The 18,723-nt window shown below is 56.2% G+C and carries 17 protein-coding genes; 4 read left to right on the top strand and 13 right to left on the bottom strand.

Features of this window, described 5'->3' with window-relative positions:
• Positions 1 to 3: 3 nt before the first annotated feature.
• The 4 genes from KORM41_RS04730 to KORM41_RS04715 all read right to left on the bottom strand — a co-directional run bounded on the left by KORM41_RS04730 (position 4) and on the right by KORM41_RS04715 (position 3,751).
• Positions 4 to 666, bottom strand: coding sequence for a lysophospholipid acyltransferase family protein (locus tag KORM41_RS04730; protein ID WP_197420967.1), 663 nt, complete (start codon positions 664 to 666; stop codon positions 4 to 6).
• A 276-nt stretch (positions 667 to 942) separates the two neighbouring features.
• Positions 943 to 2,082, bottom strand: coding sequence for an aminotransferase class V-fold PLP-dependent enzyme (locus tag KORM41_RS04725; RefSeq protein WP_082719758.1), 1,140 nt, complete (start codon positions 2,080 to 2,082; stop codon positions 943 to 945).
• Between the two features lie 83 nt (positions 2,083 to 2,165).
• The gene (locus KORM41_RS04720) at positions 2,166 to 3,125 is read right to left on the bottom strand and encodes a DUF2336 domain-containing protein (protein WP_068145313.1); all 960 of its coding nucleotides are present in this window, start codon (positions 3,123 to 3,125) and stop codon (positions 2,166 to 2,168) included.
• 95 nt (positions 3,126 to 3,220) lie between these two features.
• Positions 3,221 to 3,751, bottom strand: a complete 531-nt coding sequence (locus KORM41_RS04715; protein ID WP_068145310.1) for a gamma carbonic anhydrase family protein — start codon at positions 3,749 to 3,751, stop codon at positions 3,221 to 3,223.
• A 118-nt stretch (positions 3,752 to 3,869) separates the two neighbouring features.
• Between KORM41_RS04715 and mnmC the strand changes: the two genes are divergently transcribed.
• Positions 3,870 to 5,780, top strand: a complete 1,911-nt coding sequence (gene mnmC, locus KORM41_RS04710) for a bifunctional tRNA (5-methylaminomethyl-2-thiouridine)(34)-methyltransferase MnmD/FAD-dependent 5-carboxymethylaminomethyl-2-thiouridine(34) oxidoreductase MnmC (RefSeq protein WP_197420966.1) — start codon at positions 3,870 to 3,872, stop codon at positions 5,778 to 5,780.
• Here mnmC and KORM41_RS04705 read toward each other — a convergent pair.
• From KORM41_RS04705 to KORM41_RS04680, 6 genes are all read right to left on the bottom strand, one after another.
• Positions 5,777 to 6,406 carry a hypothetical protein gene (locus KORM41_RS04705; RefSeq protein ID WP_068145302.1) on the bottom strand — a complete coding sequence of 210 codons (630 nt, stop codon included), beginning with the start codon at positions 6,404 to 6,406 and terminating at the stop codon, positions 5,777 to 5,779. The genes mnmC and KORM41_RS04705 overlap by 4 nt on opposite strands.
• Positions 6,403 to 6,903, bottom strand: coding sequence for an RNA polymerase sigma factor (locus KORM41_RS04700; protein WP_156431900.1), 501 nt, complete (start codon positions 6,901 to 6,903; stop codon positions 6,403 to 6,405). Before KORM41_RS04700 ends, KORM41_RS04705 begins: the two co-directional genes overlap by 4 nt.
• A gap of 26 nt (positions 6,904 to 6,929) precedes the next feature.
• Positions 6,930 to 8,099: an ABC transporter permease gene (locus tag KORM41_RS04695; RefSeq protein ID WP_068145295.1), complete on the bottom strand. Its 1,170-nt coding sequence runs from the start codon at positions 8,097 to 8,099 to the stop codon at positions 6,930 to 6,932.
• Positions 8,096 to 8,830 (bottom strand): ABC transporter ATP-binding protein, encoded by a 735-nt coding sequence (locus KORM41_RS04690; RefSeq protein ID WP_068145293.1) that lies wholly within the window; start codon positions 8,828 to 8,830, stop codon positions 8,096 to 8,098. Before KORM41_RS04690 ends, KORM41_RS04695 begins: the two co-directional genes overlap by 4 nt.
• A gap of 10 nt (positions 8,831 to 8,840) precedes the next feature.
• The gene (locus KORM41_RS04685; RefSeq protein WP_068145289.1) at positions 8,841 to 10,292 is read right to left on the bottom strand and encodes an alpha/beta fold hydrolase; all 1,452 of its coding nucleotides are present in this window, start codon (positions 10,290 to 10,292) and stop codon (positions 8,841 to 8,843) included.
• A 104-nt stretch (positions 10,293 to 10,396) separates the two neighbouring features.
• Positions 10,397 to 12,412 (bottom strand): elongation factor G, encoded by a 2,016-nt coding sequence (locus tag KORM41_RS04680; protein ID WP_068145287.1) that lies wholly within the window; start codon positions 12,410 to 12,412, stop codon positions 10,397 to 10,399.
• A 338-nt stretch (positions 12,413 to 12,750) separates the two neighbouring features.
• Here KORM41_RS04680 and KORM41_RS04675 point away from each other — a divergent pair, with 338 nt between their 5' ends.
• Positions 12,751 to 13,677 carry a hydroxymethylglutaryl-CoA lyase gene (locus tag KORM41_RS04675; protein ID WP_068145284.1) on the top strand — a complete coding sequence of 309 codons (927 nt, stop codon included), beginning with the start codon at positions 12,751 to 12,753 and terminating at the stop codon, positions 13,675 to 13,677.
• A gap of 19 nt (positions 13,678 to 13,696) precedes the next feature.
• Here KORM41_RS04675 and KORM41_RS04670 read toward each other — a convergent pair whose 3' ends face one another.
• The gene (locus KORM41_RS04670; protein ID WP_068145281.1) at positions 13,697 to 14,107 is read right to left on the bottom strand and encodes an MAPEG family protein; all 411 of its coding nucleotides are present in this window, start codon (positions 14,105 to 14,107) and stop codon (positions 13,697 to 13,699) included.
• 30 nt (positions 14,108 to 14,137) lie between these two features.
• Positions 14,138 to 14,614: a tetratricopeptide repeat protein gene (locus tag KORM41_RS04665; RefSeq protein ID WP_068145277.1), complete on the bottom strand. Its 477-nt coding sequence runs from the start codon at positions 14,612 to 14,614 to the stop codon at positions 14,138 to 14,140.
• Positions 14,615 to 14,780: 166 nt separating this feature from the next.
• Here KORM41_RS04665 and KORM41_RS04660 point away from each other — a divergent pair, with 166 nt between their 5' ends.
• Positions 14,781 to 15,677 (top strand): LysR family transcriptional regulator, encoded by an 897-nt coding sequence (locus KORM41_RS04660; protein WP_068145274.1) that lies wholly within the window; start codon positions 14,781 to 14,783, stop codon positions 15,675 to 15,677.
• Between the two features lie 118 nt (positions 15,678 to 15,795).
• The gene (locus tag KORM41_RS04655; RefSeq protein WP_068145271.1) at positions 15,796 to 16,566 is read left to right on the top strand and encodes a hypothetical protein; all 771 of its coding nucleotides are present in this window, start codon (positions 15,796 to 15,798) and stop codon (positions 16,564 to 16,566) included.
• Between the two features lie 8 nt (positions 16,567 to 16,574).
• Here KORM41_RS04655 and KORM41_RS04650 read toward each other — a convergent pair whose 3' ends face one another.
• Positions 16,575 to 18,704 carry an ATP-binding SpoIIE family protein phosphatase gene (locus tag KORM41_RS04650; protein WP_068145267.1) on the bottom strand — a complete coding sequence of 710 codons (2,130 nt, stop codon included), beginning with the start codon at positions 18,702 to 18,704 and terminating at the stop codon, positions 16,575 to 16,577.
• Positions 18,705 to 18,723 lie beyond the last annotated feature (19 nt).

Genomic DNA, 18,723 nt, shown 5'->3' with positions numbered 1-18,723 from the left:
TGCTTACTGGTTCTTGGGGTTAATACCCTGCTTGCCGGCGTAAAAAGCCTGCAACGCCTTCAGGTCAGCTTCCATGTCCCCTGTTGGATAGAACAGGTCACCGAACCCGATTTCCTTGATGGATGCATCCAGATAGGCCCGCAGGATCGGCACACCCGCCTGAACGGCAATGCGGTAAAAGCCGGTCTTCCACTTGGTAACCTTCGACCGTGTTCCCTCTGGCGCCAGCCCTAGTATGAGACGATCCCGCTTTTCAAACTCTTCCACCGCCCGGTCAACCACATCGGCAGCCGATTTGCCCTCGCGAACCACGGGAATACCACCCAGCCAGTAAAAGAACCAACCAAGCGGCCCTTTGAACAGCGTGTGCTTGCCCAGGAAACTGATATGCAGCCTCAGATAGCCAACAGCAGCCATGAACACTGGGAAATCCCAGTTGCTGGTATGCGGTGCTGCAATAGCAACGAACTTGGCGTCTTTCGGGAAGTCCCCAATGACCTTCCAGCCAAAAGCCTTCAGGAAAAGGCGGCCAGTTTGATAAAGCAGGGCTGAAAAGAAACGGTTTTCGTAGATTACGCTGGTGGACACACGGGGCCTCTCGAACACAAATGGTGGCGCAGCATAGTCGGGCCATGCCCACACGCCAAGCTTTTCTATTAACCCCATTGAATGCCCAAACAAAAAACGGGCGGATAGGAGTGATCCCATCCGCCTCGTAGTTCGTGCGTCATCCACCCTCAGGCAAAAGGCGAACGCGCCATACTCATTCGAGTAACCTTAGCAGATCTCAGGCAAAAATCTTTAAGGTGCTCTACTAATCGCAAGGGGTGTGCCAGAAAATAAACCCTATATATTTCAATTGGATAAGAAATATTGTCTCAAAATGGGACGACACACTGCATCAAAATACTGTACCAAATCGAAACATGTCTCATTTTGACACTATAGCCCGGCAATGACCTGCGTGAACCGCCCCTCGTCCTGTTCATCGACCCACAAGTGCGGCGACAAGCGCAGCAGATCGCCTCGAAGACTGACCGACACACCAGCATTTTTAAGCTCTTCCAAAAGTGCAGCACCCTGCTTTCCGACCCTTACCCCAAGAATATGCCCTGCCCTGCGGTCGGCCGCGATAGGCTCCATCCCTTTGCTCTCAAGCGCAACGGCCATACGCCCAGTGATCGCACTCAGGCTTTCATAAATATTGGGAACACCCCAGGAAAGTAGCTGCTGTAGCCCGGCCAGGAATATTGGTGCCAGGACATGGTTGGCACGCTCGCCCATATCAAAGCGGCGGGCGCCTGGTTCGAATTCATCCCTATATTGAACCAGCCTTGAAAAATCCCGGCTACCTTCCCGGGTTATCCAGCCTGCCTCAATTGGAAAGCCGCCCTGGTGGCGCGGCGCTACATACATCAGGCTGATGCTATAGGGCGCCATTAGCCACTTGTAGCCGGCAGCAACCATAAAATCCGGATCGATGGCCTTAACGTCGAACGGCATTGCACCCAGCGACTGGCTGAGATCCAGCACCAGCGCCGCCCCAACGCGCTTGCAGGCACCCGACACCGCCGCAAGGTCGATCAACGCGCCAGATGACCAATGCACATTGGCAACAGATACAATATCGATGCTTTCGCCTTCGCGCGAAATCATTTCAAGAATTGCGGCCGTCCAGTCGTCATCTGACGGCTGCGGCACAGCTATCACCTCGCCGCCTGCCGCTTCTGCCCGTTCCTGCCAGGGATAGACGTTCGACGGAAACTCCTCCGACATCACAAGCACCTTGCCACCGGGCGACAGAGGCAGGTTCTTTGCCGCGGTGGAAATGCCATAGCTCGCCGAAGGCACGATGGCTACGTCCGCAGCCTCAGCATTCATCAGGGCCGCCCCTGCTGCACAGACATCAGCCGCCGTATCAAAGAAATCGCCTTCGCCGATACGCCAAGGCTGGGCAGACCGAGCTAGCGCCTCCTGACCGGACGCCACTTGCGCTTTGCTGAGCGGTGTCATGTAGGAAGCATTCACGTAACAAAGGTCACGCGGAATATCGAACAACTCTCGCTGCGGGGGAATTATCATTTTTTGGCTCCTGTTTCTGGGCAGCCTAAGGGCTAGGCGAACAGAGGCCAAAATAAAATTTCGATTGGGACTGGTCAGCCTGTCTAATGACCGCGGATCAGCCGATCATAGGCAATCAACAGCACACCAATAACAGACTTGGAAAAGCCTGCGGCCTCCAGTAGCCGGGCCATCACTTTCTTGTCGCCCTTATTCAGCCTTGCTTCCACAGCTTCATAGGGGCGATCCAGGAGGACTGCTATCGCCATGGTGAACAGTTTTACGTTCGAATTTTGCAGATAGCTGAGAAGAACGTCCGATGTCAGGCTGTTCACCTGATTGAGCTGCTGCAGATAATTTTCGATCTCGCTCAGCGGCGCCATCTCAAGCGTCCGCGAAAACACCTGCCTGTTGGCCATAGACGCCAGGTAAGACGCATAATCGGTGGCGAGGCCAAACTTTTCGGAAAGGTATTCGCCGTACCGCTTGGAAATCTTGAAAATGATCCGTTCCACAACGGAGGCGGGCAGGTCTGCGCGCTGGGCCAGCTTTTCCATCAGGGACCGCTCCTCGGGGAAACGGTCAACCACCCGGTTGCAGCTCCGCTCTGACAGTTCGATCGTATCGTTGCCCACCAGCGACTCAACGGCGCTTTTGCAGCCTACGTCGCTGATGGCATAACTAACGGCCTCAGGAAGGCCGATGCGCTGGGCAATGGCCTCCTGCGCGCCTTCACTGCAACTGCGAACGATATCTTCCAGGAGCGCGTCATCCATTGCCTGGGACGCCATCAGGAACGGCATGGACACCTGGTCGATGTCCTGCGCGAGCTTGGAAACCAGGTCCTTGGGCAGGAAACTGCATACCTGCAGCTCACGCGACAAGGCCTCGCGAACCGACACTGCAACGTCTTCCATCAGAATTTGGGCGAGCTCAAGCGCATCCGCTTTGTCAGCAGAACCATTTTGTTTGGCCAGAATCTTGCCAACCTTGCGCGCGATTTCGACGCGGGCGGCCAGATCAATGTGCCTTAATTCTTCGACATGTTTGATGTTAACGCTCATTCGTCCTTACCCAATACAACTAACGGCCCCATGCTCGCAGAAGCCCGCCTCAATGGAATGGCTGGCGCCCCAATAGCCTTTTTGGTGCAAAATTCCTAGTCAATTTTGACTTCCTTCAGGCCATTGGCAAATCTGGCTGCGTTGTCCGTGTATATTCGTTCAGACATCTTAATCATTTCTTGCTCTTCGGGCTTAAGCTGCCGAACAACCCGGGCGGGTGCGCCTACAATCAGGACGCCTTCCGGGAACTCCTTACCTTCGGTGACCAAGCTGTTCGCACCCACAATACTCCCGGCACCAATCTTGGCACCGTTCAGGATGGTGCTGCCCATGCCAATCAATGTATGGTCGCCGATCGTGCAGCCATGCAGCATGACCTTGTGGCCAACAGTTACGCCTTTGCCAATGGTGCAGGGAACCCCGAGATCAGAGTGGATGACAGAATTATCCTGAATATTGCTGCCCTCCCCGACTGTTATCGGGTCATTGTCGCCGCGAATGGTCACGCCAAACCAAACGCTGGCCTGCTTCTCAAGAATTACCTTACCGATCACGGCTGCATTCGGGGCAACCCAGACGCTGTCGTCGGCGCATTCAGGCTTCACACCATCAAGTTCATAAAACATGCACAAAATCTCTATTGGGGTTTCAAATCACTAGCATTCCAAGTATCACGCTACTTTAAAGGAAACTGACCGAAAGCCCAACCTTGGATTAATGCTACCGGTCGCAAGCGAGCCGAAAATGTCAGATAACGAGAATACGGGAAACAAGGACACCGAATTGGGCTGGCGGGGCAACGCGCCGGTCTCGAAGGCGTTCGACGATGTCTATTATTCGGCTGAAAACGGCCTTGAAGAGACAGACTTCGTTTTCCTTTCCGGCATAGGAGCCCCCGATATATGGAAAGGCCGCGACCATTTTGTCATTGCGGAGACGGGCTTCGGCACCGGCCTGAATTTTCTCGCAACCTGGAAAAAGTGGCAAGAAAGTGGGGCGGACGGGCGCCTGACATTTATCTCGGTTGAAGGCTATCCGCTCTCAGAAAAAGCGCTTAAAGAAGCGCACAGCACCTTCCCGGAAATTGAGCCATACGCCGAACAATTGCGCGCCGCATGGCCACCGGCGGCAACGGGCTTTCACCCGCGCGAATTTGCGAATGGGCAGGTAAGGCTGATATTGATCTTTGGCCAGGCCGCAGAGGCTTTTGCCAGCCTAAGCGGCAGTGTAGACGCGTGGTATCTGGATGGTTTTGCCCCTGCAAAGAACCCGGACATGTGGTCTGACACCCTGATGGACCAGATCGCCCGCCTGTCGCACGTTGGTACGCGCTTCGCCACCTTCACCGCGGCGGGTTTTGTCAAACGGGCGCTCAGGGACCGCGGCTTTATTGTTGAGAAAACGCCTGGCTATGGGCGCAAGCGCGAACGCCTGGTAGGAGAAGCGCAAAACCCTGCCCCAATTGAGGCCCCAGCGCCACTAAGGCCAGAATGGGCAGCAACCCCCGCAAGTCCAGAAGGCACAATCGCCGTTATCGGGGGCGGGATCGCGGGCGCCAGCGTCGCCGCCGCCCTTCAGGCCCGCGGCCGCCGCGTGACGCTTGTCAATTCACCAGAATACAAAAGCGCCAGTCAGGTGCCTGCCGCCATCCTTTCGCCCCGCTTCATGCGCGAGCACACCCCTGCGGCAGAGTTTTTCACCAGTGCCTATGCCTATAGTTGCGCTTTTCCTGCCTTTGGCGAGGCCTGGGCTGAAGCGCACGGCGTGCACCAATTACCCAAAAATGCCGCTGATGCAGACCGGCTTGAAGAGATCAGGAGCGACCTGCACTGGACGGCTGATTGGCTTAAACCCCAAGATAATGGCTTCCTGCTGCCGCGCGGCGGATCTGTAGACACAGCCAAGGCGCTCGAAGCCATTACCAGCAGCATCCCTAAGGCCGAGATGGTCATCACCCGGCTTGAACAGGCTGGCCCCGTCTGGCGCCTGCACAGCAAAGACGGCCAGGTACTGACCGCCGATATTGTTGTCCTGGCGGCGGGCATCGACACAGCAAAGCTCATCAGCAAGGCTGACTGTCCGGAGCTCAGGCCTAACCGCGGACAGGTGGAGGTCATTGGAGCAGATACGGCCACTGGCCTGCCCCCGGAAAGCATCGCATTTGGTGGTTATGTGACAGCAGAGGCCGACGGCATGCGCACCATCGGCTCCACGTTCGACCGCAAGACAAGTGTCACCCCTGCCGATTATGAGCCACGCGATGAAGACCGTATACGTATTCTTTCGGTGCTAAAGGGAGCTACGGGCACCGAAATCCCAGACGAAGCAATCGAATACTCCTGGGCCGGAGTTCGCGCCACCACCGCCGACCATCTGCCGTTCGCAGGGCCGGTTCCTGTTGGGAATACCACAGCAGTGCAATATGCCCCGCTTGCAAAAGACGCCAAGACCAAAGGCCTGGGCGAACCGACCCTCCACGACGGGCTCTATATGCTCGCGGGGTTAGGCTCCAAAGGATACCAGTATGGGCCACTTCTGGGGGATTATCTGGCCGCCATGATCTGTGGCGATCCCCAACCCCTGCCGGACAAGCTGGTCGCGCCCCTTCACCCGCTCCGTGACCTTATCCGGTCCATCAAGCGGAAACAGGGCTAGGCACGCTCCTCTTCATCACCGTCACCCTCCGTAAGCTGACAGGCAAGCTTCTCAAGGCGCGCCAATTGGTCCCGCTTGCGTTTGAGGAACGGAATGGTGGCGAAAGGAAACAGCAGGAAAAAGAGCATGGTTCCGGTGACCCAGTAGTTCACTGTGTCCAGTTCCGGCGCATCGATTGAGCCATATCGCTCAATAAGCGACCAGTAGATAAAGCCGAAAGCCAGGATGCCAACCCCGCAACCCCAGTTGTTGACAATGATATAGCGGATCGACGACCGCGCACGCTTGATCTGCAGGTCAATGAGCGACTGTGCGGTGCCATCAGCCTGCCCCCAGGCCCCGGACCGGACATAAAAAGCGGCCCAAAGCCCCAAGGCGCAGACCAGGAAAAGGACTATGGCCAATGGGATGCCACCAACCTGCTTTGCCGCAGAGCCTGACAAAAGGTCCCAGCCAAACAGCCCCATGCCGGACAGGCATACAATCACCTCGAACGCGAAGTTGACCCGCATACGCCACCAGACAAAACGGGCATGGCGGGCCATTTTGTCCATATCGATTTCCGGGCTTTGCTGCCAGATGTCCGTCAGGTCGTCCCAATCGGGCATGTTCTTTTCCGTACTCATCGCCCTGCTTTCCCATGTGCTGCCTGCATGCTGTCCTTCAGCGCGGCTTTTGCCCTGCTGAAGCGCACCATGGCGTTGTTTTCACTGATCCCAAGTGCTTCCGCGATCTCCCGGTGGGAAAAGCCCTCGAGCGCAAGCGTCGTTACTTGCTTGAGCGGCAGCGGCAGTCCCCGCACGGCAGACAGCAGCGCTTGACGCTGCTGCGCCTTCGCCACGTCTTCCTCGGGCCCTGCCCGTTCGCTCGGCACCGTGTCATCCAGAACGGTCTGGCGCGGTGCCTTGACCGCCCTTGCCACGTGACTGATACATCGGTTCTGGGCGATCCTTGCGGCATAGGCTTTCAAGCTGCCATCACCGCGGTATTTCTTCAGGGCCTGCCAGAGCGCCAGCGAGACTTCCTGCATCAACTCTTCCTGCTGCGACGGATCAGCCTCATATGACGCCACGATCCGCCCCAACATGTTGCCGTGCTCCTGCAAGATAGCCTTAATATTCACGCGGTGACCGCCCCCGATTGATCGCCCTATGCCTCAGACAGTATCTGTTCGCTGGAAAGCCGGCGGCTTGTCAACCACAAGCAGATGGCCGTGCCCACAATCGCGGACAGGAAGGCCGCACCTGTAACGGCCAGATCGGGGCTACCGTCAAAGAATATCCGCCCCAAACTTTCAACATCCGCAAAAATCGGCAGATATTTGGTTACGGCAGGTAGCTTGTTTTCGCCATACATCTTTGCGTAACCCACAATCACCGGCGCCATCATCATCATCGACATATAGGTCTGCCCTTCCTTGAAGCTTTTAGCATGAATGCTGACAGCAAGAAGGACGGACGCCACAAACATGCTAAGTGCCGCAAGCTCAAGCACTGCCAATATGAAGCCACCAACCGTAAGCTGCAGCTTGAAGGGCAGAACATCCGCGGGCACGAACTGCAACAGGATCAGGTCAATGGTCACGGCAAGCATCGTGCCGCCGAACGCAAAGGTGGCTACCATTGCCCACTTGCCTGCAACCAGGTTCCCGGTAGAAACCGGCTGCGCCATCAGCGACTGCAGGCTCTGGCGTTCGCGCTCACCCGCCAGCGCATCAAGCGCCACGCTCATGCCCATCACAAAAGGCGCGAGCATGAACACAAGCATCAGGCTGTTGCCCAGCATCTTGTTGATAAAGCTTGAAGGCGCCAGGTCTGACCTGTTGACCACAATTGGGGCCATTAGGCCAAGCGGTACACCGCGGGTGACAAGCCGCACACCCGCGACATGCTGGCCGTAAGCATCAAGTGCTTCCCGCACGTCATCGCCCCTGTCCGCCTGTTGGCGGGACGTTTCATCCACATAAAGCTGAACCGGCACGCTTTCACCGCGGCCAAGTTTCACACCAAAGTCATCCGGCAGCACGACCATGGCATCTGCCCCGTCAGGCAAGCTTTCAGGCGTATCCAGGGACACCACTGGCACCACCTCAAGTCCCTGCTTTTCAAGAAAAGCTACCATGCCTGGCGCCTGGTCACTGCCAGACAGTGCAACTGTCGAGCGCGCGGTTTCAGCCCGGTCATCGGCCATCAGGAAGAAAATGAAGGCCATCAAAAGTGGCACACCAAACGCATAGGATGCGATGGCCAGCACCGCGCGCTTGTCGCGCAGCATGTCTTTCATTTCCTTGCGGTATACGGTTCTGATCAGGCGGTTCATGCTGCTGTCCTCCCGTGTGCCGCGGTCAGCGCCACAAATGCTTCTTCAAGGTTTGGTTGGCCGGCTTCCCGGACAAGATCAGCCGGCGTACCGTCGGCGCACACAACGCCGTCCGCAATCATCACAACATGGTCAGAAAGAATTTCCACCTCTGCCATCACATGCGACGACAGGAGCACACAGTGCCCTGCGGCCTTCAGCTCCAGAAGGATTTGCCTGAGCATACGGATGCTCATGACATCAAGCCCGCGCGTGGGCTCATCCAGCACGATATTCTTCGGTTTGTGAAGGATCGCCCGGGCCAGAGCCACCTTCATGCGCTGCCCCTGGCTAAAGCCTTCCGTTCGACGTTCCAGGATATCTTCCATGTGAAGTAGGCTGACAACCTCCCCCACCGCATTTTCCAGCGCTGCGCCGCTCATGCCGTGGAGTTCAGCATAATATTCCAGATGCTCGCGCGCAGTCAGGCGCGTGTAAAGACCGAACTGGTCCGGAAAAATGCCGAGAAGCTTCTGGGCGCCGAGTGGGTCTTGCTGCACACAGATACCGTCCACTGTTACCTGCCCATGATCGGGCCTCAAAAGCGCAGCCACTGTCCGAAGTGTGGTTGATTTGCCCGACCCATTCGCCCCCAAAAGCGTTGTGATAGAGCCGTCCTTTGCAGTGAAGCTGACATCCTTTACAGCCTGCACTTCGCCAAAGTTTTTTCCTATTTTATCAACGATAATCATGACTTACCCCCTAATTCACCGTGCCGTTCAGGCCGGTGACCACCGGCAGTCGCTTCAAATATCCCAGGCACTCGGTATCGAGCGCGTCGGCATCAAGCGTTGTGACAAACTTCTTCAAAAGATGCGGCATGCAGGCAGTTGCGCTGGTGATATGGCCATTGCCGGCAACAACGATATGGCGCCCGTTCGGGAAACCCTGCAGCCAATGCTCGCCCATGCCGGGCGGGGTCACGGGGTCCAGGTCGCCGCTCAAAATCAGGGCCGGCACGTCGCTTGAGATAGGCTCATGGGCATCCGGCGCACCAGGCAGGGCGTCCCAAGCCTTACAGCCTGCCTGCCAGTAGCGGAAATAGCTGTCTTTCGCGAAACTGTCGGCTGCTGCTTCTTGAAGCACACTCTGCCGCGTGCGCGGTACTTCCTCACCACACAGGATAGAAAGCGTGGCGCCCAGATACATGCTCTCAGACGCCGAAGCGCCGCCAGTGTAAAGGGCGATGAGCGGCTCAAGGTTGCCACCATCGGCCGCATCAATCACATAAGGCAGCATCACGGTGGCATCAGCGGAATACATGACGGAGCGAATGCTTTCCACCGCCATCACGAAGCTTATATCAAGCTCAAGCGGCTCACCCGAAAGCGGGTCATTGCCTGAATATCGCAGTTCTCCCGCGGCCGCCTTGGCCAGGAATGCTTCCACCTGCGCTTCAAAGTCGGGATAGCGTGCGGTGCAAGCCTCATTCTGGCGGCAGTCTTCTGCCAGCATACGCTTGGCGCGCTCGGCGCTTTCTGGTGCACTTTCAAACAGGGAAACGTCAGGCGGCGCGACACCGTCTACGATAATGCTTCGCACATGGTCTGGATGGCGTTTGAGATAAAGCCCTACCGTGCGTGTTCCCCAGGAACCGCCCCAAAGGTTCAATTGTTCATACCCCAGGGCCTGTCGCACCGCTTCCATGTCGCGCACGACATTTTCCATGGTGAAATGGCGTACATCAATGTCATGCGCAGCGCGGCATTCCCTGATAAAGCCGGTCCAGTCATCCAGGCTGGATAACATCTCGCCTGGCTCGACCTCACAGTTCAGCGGGTGGGACTTGCCCGTTCCGCGCTGATCCACGAGTACAATGTCTCGCGTTTGGCGAATTTGGCGAAAGGCGGTTGAAGCCAGAATGCCGTACTCGCCCGCGGCCTGCCCTGGCCCACCAGCAAAAACCCAGATGGGATCTGGCTCCGACCGGCTGCTTTTCGCCGGGATAACCGCCGCGTGAATTGGTATCCGGGTGTCTTCAGGGTTGTCGTAATCAAGCGGCACCTCAATGGTAAGGCACTGCACACGCCCCTTAAGGCCCTTGATAAAGCACGGCTCTGTCACCGCCTCGCTACTGTTCTGCTGGGCGCCTGCGGGCAATATCGCCGCAAGCGCCAGCAGTCCTGCTGTCGTGATCTTGGATAAAGGATTCACCTTTTTCTTCCCCCATTGGTAGGTTGACCTTGCACGTTTCTAACGCGCTTGATCTTTCAGTCCAACGGGGTTGAGAAAACTTACAGTTTTTTTGGGCTCCCCCTTTATCCTGTCCTGCGGGCAACCTTGTGGTTTTTCAGCACCTGGTCTTTCTGCCGCCCCGCCAATTCTGCCAAATGATCGAACCTGTGCTCGAACGTACCAACGCCCTGTGTCAGGGACCTGAGTTCAATAATCAGGTCCTGCATTTCTGACGCTGGCATTTGCGCCTCAATCTGGTCCCAACCGGGCCAGCCATCGCGGCCATCAAAGCCCATGATCTGCCCACGCCGAGAGCTGATCATGCCATTGATCCTGGCCATATAATTGGTAGGCGCCATAACGCGCACATGCTCAATGGGTTCCAACAGCACAGGATCGCAGTCTGGCAACGCATCAGCCATCGCCATCCGGCCGGCAGTCTTGAATGCCATGTCAGAGCTGTCCACACTGTGATGCTGGCCATCCTGAAGGGTGACCTCCACATCCACGACAGGGAAGCCAAGCGGTCCTTGCCGCAAATATTCCTTCACGCCGGCCTCGACGCTCGGGATATATTGCTTTGGCACCGCCCCTCCGGTGACTTTCTCCTGAAACTCAAAACCTGCGCCAAGACCACGAGGTTTGACCTCTATCACCACATCGCCAAACTGGCCGTGGCCGCCCGACTGTTTCTTGTACCGGGTATGCTGAACCTTGTTTCGCCGAATAGTTTCCTTATAGGCCACATGTGGATCAGCAAACCGTACGTCCACGCCATATTTGTCATTCAGGCGCGTCATCGCCGCGCGCATGTGTATTTCACCCTGCCCCCACAACAGAAGCTCGCCTGTATCTTCACAGTGCTCCACGTCGAAGGATGGATCTTCTTCCATAAGTTTCGTGAGCGCCTCAGAAAGCTTCGCCTCATTCTTGCGGTCGCTGATCGCAATTGCGCGCGCATAAACGGGCTGCAACAGGCCGGGCTTTGGGGCACCCGTGCCTCCCAGCGTCTCGCCGGTTTTGACATCCTCCAAGCGGGGAATGGCCACAAGGTCGCCCACATCGGCCATTGTCGCTTTCTTCAGATCGGTTCCTGCTATTCTAAAAAGCCCACCAACCTTGTTGCCGCCCACATGCAGCCCCTCTGTTACCGCGCCCTTGAGGACCCGCACAAAAGATAGCTTGCCCATATGGGGCAAGTGACGTGTCTTGAGCACATAGGCTGCTATTTCCTTGGTTTTTTTGGGCATCATGCGCTTGGAGGCCATTTCAAACCCCGGCATTTCATGCCTTAAGGCCTTCATCAGCCGCTTCAGGCCATAACCCTGGCTGGCACAGCCCATAAGCACAGGCATTATGCGGCCTGCACGAAGATCGTCAGCCAGATCCGTGAACACTTCATCACTTGGTGGGTCCACTTCTTCCAATAGCTCTTCCATCAGGTCGTCGTGGAAGTCTGCGAGCGTTTCCAGCATATGGAAGCGGTCTTCCGCTATCTGCTCCAGAATGCTCTCGGCGCCGTCCTTGATCTCTCGGCTGCCGTCCATGCCATAGCTGTATGCGCGCTTTGACGCCAAATCAACAAAGCCCGTAATCGCGTTTCCGTCGCGGATTGGCACATGCCTCAGAACGGCAGGCAGTGCGCTTACCTCATCCAGAGCTGCCGCTATTTCGCGGATATGCACATCCGAATGGTCAATCTTGTTGATGAAAAGAAGATGTGGGATGCCTTCTGCCTCCAGCTCATGCAACAAGGGGCTCAAGGCAAAGATTTTTGCGGGCTCGGGTTCCGCCACCACAACGGCCACATCTGCTGCATGAAGGGTATTGCGCGTTTCCTGCAGGAATTCGATCGAGCCGGGACAATCCAGGAAAATATAGCGATCATCAAGGTAATGGACCGAGGCAATGTTGGTATCGACCCCCATGGCAAGCGCTTTCGCCTCCACACTGTCGTCACCAAAAACCCGCTCGCCATTTGCCCGGCGGCGGGTCGTTTCAGTCAAAAAAAGAATATTTTCAAGAAGTGTGGTTTTACCGCTTGAATAGGGGCCCACGAGCGCAACCACCCGCGGGCCGTGTAGAGTGCCATTGGCCATCTGTTCCTCCGTCCCAAATATTGAAGGCGCCGGGCGAAACCCAATGTTTCACCAGCGACCGAGGCACAGGCATGTTTGTTCTTTGTAAGCGGATGACCAGCCTATCAGAGCACAGGCGCCACATCAAAAAAACCGAAGCAGTCCATCTTCGGCGTCGCAACCCCTTGTCCAGCCTTCATAATTTATTAGGTCAGACGCTCTGCCCTTTGGAGCGATCGGTATGAAACGGAAGCCCGAGTCGGCCTGCCTCGCCTGAAACAGCTTGACCCAAAGGCCCTGACTATTCATGTAGAGGAAGTCTTTTTTGCACGATGAATGTTCAGGAGTGAGGCCGGATCATGACAGACCAAATGGTTGAAATTGTTGAAGTTGGCGCGCGCGACGGGCTGCAAAACGAAAAAGTCATGTTCTCCACTGAACAAAAAGTAGAACTGATCACCCGCGCCATGGATGCCGGGCTGAAAAGGCTTGAAGTTGCAAGCTTCGTGCACCCCAAACTGGTGCCCCAAATGGCCGATGCTGAAGCCGTTATCGCCGACCTGCCGGACATCAAGAATGTCGAATATGTAGGCCTTGTGCTGAATAAACGCGGGCTCCTGCGGGCACTACAAACCCGCGAGGGCAACAAGCACGGCGTTGATGAAGTCGGCTGTGTGGCGACGGCTTCGAACACATTCGGCGAAAAGAACCAGGGCCAGACGCGAGACGAGTCTGTTGCGGTTAGCAAAGAGATCATCCGGCTCGCAACCCAGGAGGGGCTGAAAGCACAGGTGACGATTTCGACAGCCTGGGGCTGCCCGTTTGAAGGTGAGGTTTCCCCGCAGGTTGTCGTTGATATGGCAAAGGAGCTGGCGGATGCCGGCCCACGGGAGATTGCCATTGCGGACACCATCGGCGTAGCCGCGCCCGTTCGCGTGCGTGAAATTTTCGAAGCCGTCAGAGACGCCCTGCCGGGCATGCCGCTCCGGGCCCATTTCCACAACACGCGCAACACCGGAATTGCCAACGCCTGGGCGGCTTATGAAGCAGGTGTGCGCATATTGGACAGCTCGGTCGCCGGCCTTGGCGGCTGCCCGTTCGCGCCGCGCGCCACCGGCAATATCGGCACAGATGACCTTCTCTATATGCTGGACCGCTCCGGCATCACGTCAGGCGTCGAGCTCGACAAGATCATTGCGCTCGCTGCCTGGGTAGAAGACGTGCTGGGCCGCCCGGTGCCTTCCATGGTTGCGCACGCGGGCGGATTTCCAACACCCCAGGCTTAAGCTCTATGAGGCCTAAGTCCTAAAAGGCGATATAAGCCCACAAAGCCATAAGCGGCAGGTTGCTAAGGAAAAAGATCTTGAAGCGCGTGCGCACGTCATTGCCTGTGACATGCACCAGCGTATGCACAAACCGTATCACCACATAGGCCCACGCAAGGCTCAGGGTGACTGTGTCTACTTTTCCCAGCATCCCGGCAGCTATACAGGCCGGGTAAAAGAGCATTGGCATTTCAAACAGATTGGTCAGGTTGCGCTGAGCCGTCTGCACGCCTTCCGGTTCCGGGCTTTCCCCTCGGAAGGTTTTGAAAAAAGCCAGGTTTGTTGTCTCGCCTTTGCCAATAGCGGCAAAACGACGTTTTGCAAGAAGCACGACGACGCCGAAAGTCAGCGTCGCCATGCCCAGCATTGGATAGAAAATTGCTTTATCCACCTATGGTCTCCCCCGTTCTGGTGTGCCGCTTTACTTTGCAGCGGCAAACAGTTTCGATTGCTCTTCCTGAAGCCGTGCGAGCGCCCGTTGGGCCAGCGCGCTATCGGGCTTGAGGCGAACCGCCTTCAAATAGTCCTGCTGCGCGTCTGTATAGTCGCCTTTTGCCTTCAGGACATTGCCCCGGTTCACATAAGCGCGCCAGAAATGGCGATCTTCAGCGATGGCACGCGTACAGGCCTCTTCAGCACTATCCAGCTTGCCAAGGGCATAGTCAACGGCACACAGGTTGTTGAGAAGCGGCACAAGGCGTTCCTTGCTCAGGTTGGCCTTCGCGGCCCGATGGAAATATTTGGAAGCGGTCTCAAGATCGCCTTCCATCATGGCGTCGGTCCCGCGTGTGATGTTGCGGTCAGGGCCAGCATAATAGGTTTGTGCGTTCGCTGCTGCGGAAAAACTTGCCACTGCCAGCACTGCACCGGCTACCAGAGTTTTACGTGTCGTCCACATTTCATGTCTCCTCGTCTAAAGTCGTGACGCAGGCCAATGGGGTTCAGGGAGGTTGGGCCCGGGTCATAAGGCCTATATGTGAAATTCATTTATGGATGTAATTGACAAATTATGCAGATTAGCTATTCATAATTGAATTGCAAAACTCGAACGCGGAGCCTTCCCCATGCTTGATTGGGATGATCTGAAATATTTCCTGGCCATGGCCGAGCAGGGTAGCCTGTCTGCGGCAGCACGTAAGCTGAACGTCAGCCAACCCACACTTTCCCGCCGCTTGACCGCCCTTGAAGAAAATGTCGGGGCCGAGATTTTCTCGCGCACCCGCACCGGGCTTGAAATGACAGCCCTTGGTGAGCAGATGATGAACCATGCCCGCCATATGCAGGACGATGTGCACGCCATTGAACGGTTGATTACGGGGCACGACAGCAGCCTGCAGGGTTCCGTTATTATATCCTGCACTGAGGCCATCGGCTCCTTGTGGTTGGTGGAAAAGCTCCTTGGGTTCCGCAAACAGTATCCTGGCATCACTGTCGATGTGAAAGTGGACAATGCGGTCTCTGACCTGTTGCGGCGTGAAGCTGATATCGCCCTCAGGATGTTCCGCCCCGTACAGAACGACCTGATCTGCAAACGTACGGTTTCCATGGCCTACGGCTATTATGCCCACAAGGATTATCTGGCAGAGCACGGCACACCCAAATCCATGGCGGACATGAAGAAGTTCGATTTCATTCTGCCGCATGACGAGATTTTGGCCTACACATCAACCGAGCACCGCAAGAGCATCGGCGCCCCCAAGGGTGCCGCGTTCCGGTCAAACAATCTGATTGCCCTCGCCGCTGCTGTAAAGGCCGGCTACGGCATTGGGGCATATTCCTGCCTTGCCGCGGCAAACGACCCAGACCTTGTGCGCCTGTTCGACGACTATGTCGTCTTCAGTTCCGATATCTGGCTCGTAAGCCACACGGAACTTCGGCGAAGCGCGCGCATCCGCGCCATGTACGATTATCTGGGCGACATTCTGCAGGACAATGCCGCTGCCTTTGCCGGGGCCACCTGACAGCCAAAACCGGGTCCTGAAAGCCCAAGCCTGTTGAACGCAATGACAACATGACCTAAAGATCATTCCAGACAAGTATTATGTTCGCCACTTCAGCTTACCTCAGGGGGGAACCAACATGATGTTGAACAAGCTTTATGCCCGCCGCGACCGTGTGGCCAAAATGCGCCGCACAGTGGACGTGGGATGGATCATGAAAGCCCCCAAGGCCGGTGTGGTGTGGTATGAGCCGGAGCCCTTCCGTCAAAACTTGCCAGAAGCACCTGATGCAAAGTCTGTTCAGAAATGCCCCGGGGCTATCGACTTCGACAGCCGTCATTTCGTTGTCAAATGCCCTTATGACCTGCATCTGCGCCTCACGCGGTCACCGGACGGCAAGCCACAGCTCCTGAATGTACAGGGTGCTAATTCGGCCGTGCGTTCGAGCGTCATGAGCCAAATCATGCTGATGCACCCGCAAAGTGAATGGCGCCATCCCGAAAGACCGCTTCTGCAGTTTGTGACACCCTATGTCTTCATCTCGGACGAACCGGTGTGGATCAACCAGCTGCCGCCCTATCTTGACTATCTCAAGACGCGCCGTCCCGGCCTGATGATCGCCGGGCGTTTCCCCATTCATATCTGGCCCCGCCCGTTTATGTGGGCATTTGAGTGGCACGATGCCTCACAGGACCTGATTCTGAGGCGTGGCGAGCCATGGTTCTATGTGCGTTTCGAAACACAGGACCCAACCCAGAATGTTCGCATTTTCGAGGCAGAGCGCACGCAGGAGCTTGACGACTATATGCAGTCGGTTCTGGATGTCTCCAATTACACCAACCGTACATACAGCTTGTTCAGGCAGGCGGAAAACCGTCGCCCTGAACACCTTCTGGTGAAAAAGAAGTAATAGCCGTTCTACTTGATGCGGTAACGGGCAAGCACTTCATTGCCCTTGCCAATATAGCTGACTTCGCTAAAGCAACCACCGGCCATTGTGATGCCGCGACCATGCTTTTTCGTGTGGCCGTCTTCTGCCGAAGTGAAAGCCTGATGGTCAAATCCCTCACCCGGGTCGACAATACGGAACAGTATCTCTGTTTCTGATCGGCGGAACTCCACCGTCACATAATTTTCGGCATAGCCCGGAAGGGAACGCCGGTATTTGATTTCGTCTGTAAGGCGGCCCTTTTCAATCAATAGCCCCTTTTCCTCATGCCCGATGGCGAGACAGCCATGCTCCACAGCATTGACGAACAATTCCGTCAACCCCAGTGCGACCGGCACAGGCTCAGCGCATGCTCCCGCCAGGAGGGCTGCCAGGTTTTTGGCTTCTTCGCGGGTACGGAAGCGATATGTAGCAACATCAACATCACCAACATCAGAAACCTTTTTGCTAACAGCATCGGCAACCGACAGACGCAACATATAGTCATCGATTTCTGCACGGACGGCGCCCCACAAGGCATCCGGCCCCTTCTCCAGGCTGATAATGCGACTGACATTGAGATCGAACCTTAACTGCTTGAGGTCCGGCTCCGCGTCAATGTCTGCAAGAAGAACGATCGGCCCGCCTGCTGCTAGAAAATCGGCACCAAGTGCCCGGCCAACCGCTTCGGCCCCCTCCCTGCGGGCTGTCTGGGCATCAGTAATGAAACCCAATGTCGGTGCTGCGCCCGCCATTGTGGCGGCCAATTCCTGGCTATCTGAAACGCACACACAGTCAAATTCAGGAGGACGTGCCGAAGCAACCATTTGCCCCAACGCGCTGCTTTCGGCCGCCATCACCAACACACGCCCCTTAACAACACCGTGCGCTGACGTCTTTGCGCGCTTCTTTTCCGGCGCCCGGTGCATCGCCACAGCCGTCAGATCGTCCGGCAACTCCCCCGGCAACTTGGCATAAAAGGAACCAATCAGGCGCTCTACAAGCTTATATCGGTCCCCGGCCTTCGCTTCCTGTTCCACTTCTTTGACAAAACCATCTTCGCCAAGGAAAGAACCGTCCGGTCCCGCAGCCTCAAGCAGCACGTCCGAGTAACAAAACAGGGTCTCGCCAGGTTCCAGCCGGTCAGTTTTGTTCTCATACCCTGGCCTGCTGATGATACCGACAGGTGTCCCTGCGCTATCAAGAAGTCTGACTTTGCCCTTCACATTCACGATCATGGGGCGTGGCGCGCCGGCACCTGCATAGACGATCTCACCAGTACGGTGGTTAATTACCGCATAGAACATCGTTACAAAATGCCCAAGCGGGAACGTAGGTTTCAACGCACCATTTAGACTGGTCAGAAAAATAGCTGGATCATCGCGGTACATCTCGAAACGAGACATCGTGGCATGAAGGCGGAATGTATTAAGCGCTGCCCCTACCCCATGACCTGACACATCAAGCACAAATACGCCGAACTCGTCATCAGAAAGCCTCCAGCCGCCCCACAGGTCGCCCCCCAGTTCAAACGATGCCCGATAGTGGGCCTCAAATGACACATCGGAGGATTCCTCAAGCTCCTGCAGCGTATCCTCGTCGGGCAACAGCGAATGCTGCATGTCCCTTGCCATGGACAATTCAGTGTGCATTCGGCTGTGGAAATCACTTAGGTTCTTGATCAGGAACTTGTTTTCAAGGTGCATGCACACTCGAGCAAGCAGTTCCGGCTGATTGATGGGCTTGGAGACAAAATCGGTAGCGCCGCTACTGAAGACCTTTACCCGCTCCTCCGGCGTTTCAGACGCTGACTGGACAAGAATTGGCAGCCCACTGGTTTTCGGGTCAGCCCGCAGTATCCGACATACTTCATAGCCGGTCACTCTGGGCATATTGAGGTCCAGGATCAGCAGATCGGGCGGTGTATTCTCGATAAATTCAAGTGCTTCCTGACCATCTTCCGCATAGAAAAGGTGTGTGAAACCAGCTTGCTCCAGGCAGCGTCCGATAATCTGGCGCATGATTGACATGTCGTCCACGATCAGGATGGTCGCGCCTCGAATTTCGGCTGCAACTTCCTCAACCCTGCCGGGGATACCTGTATTATTGGCGCTGTTCAAACTGACTGCCCAGAAATTG

The sequence above is a fragment of the Kordiimonas lipolytica genome, assembly GCF_001550065.1.
Note: the sequence above shows the minus strand (reverse complement) of the source record. Positions and strands in the feature narration are given on the sequence as shown.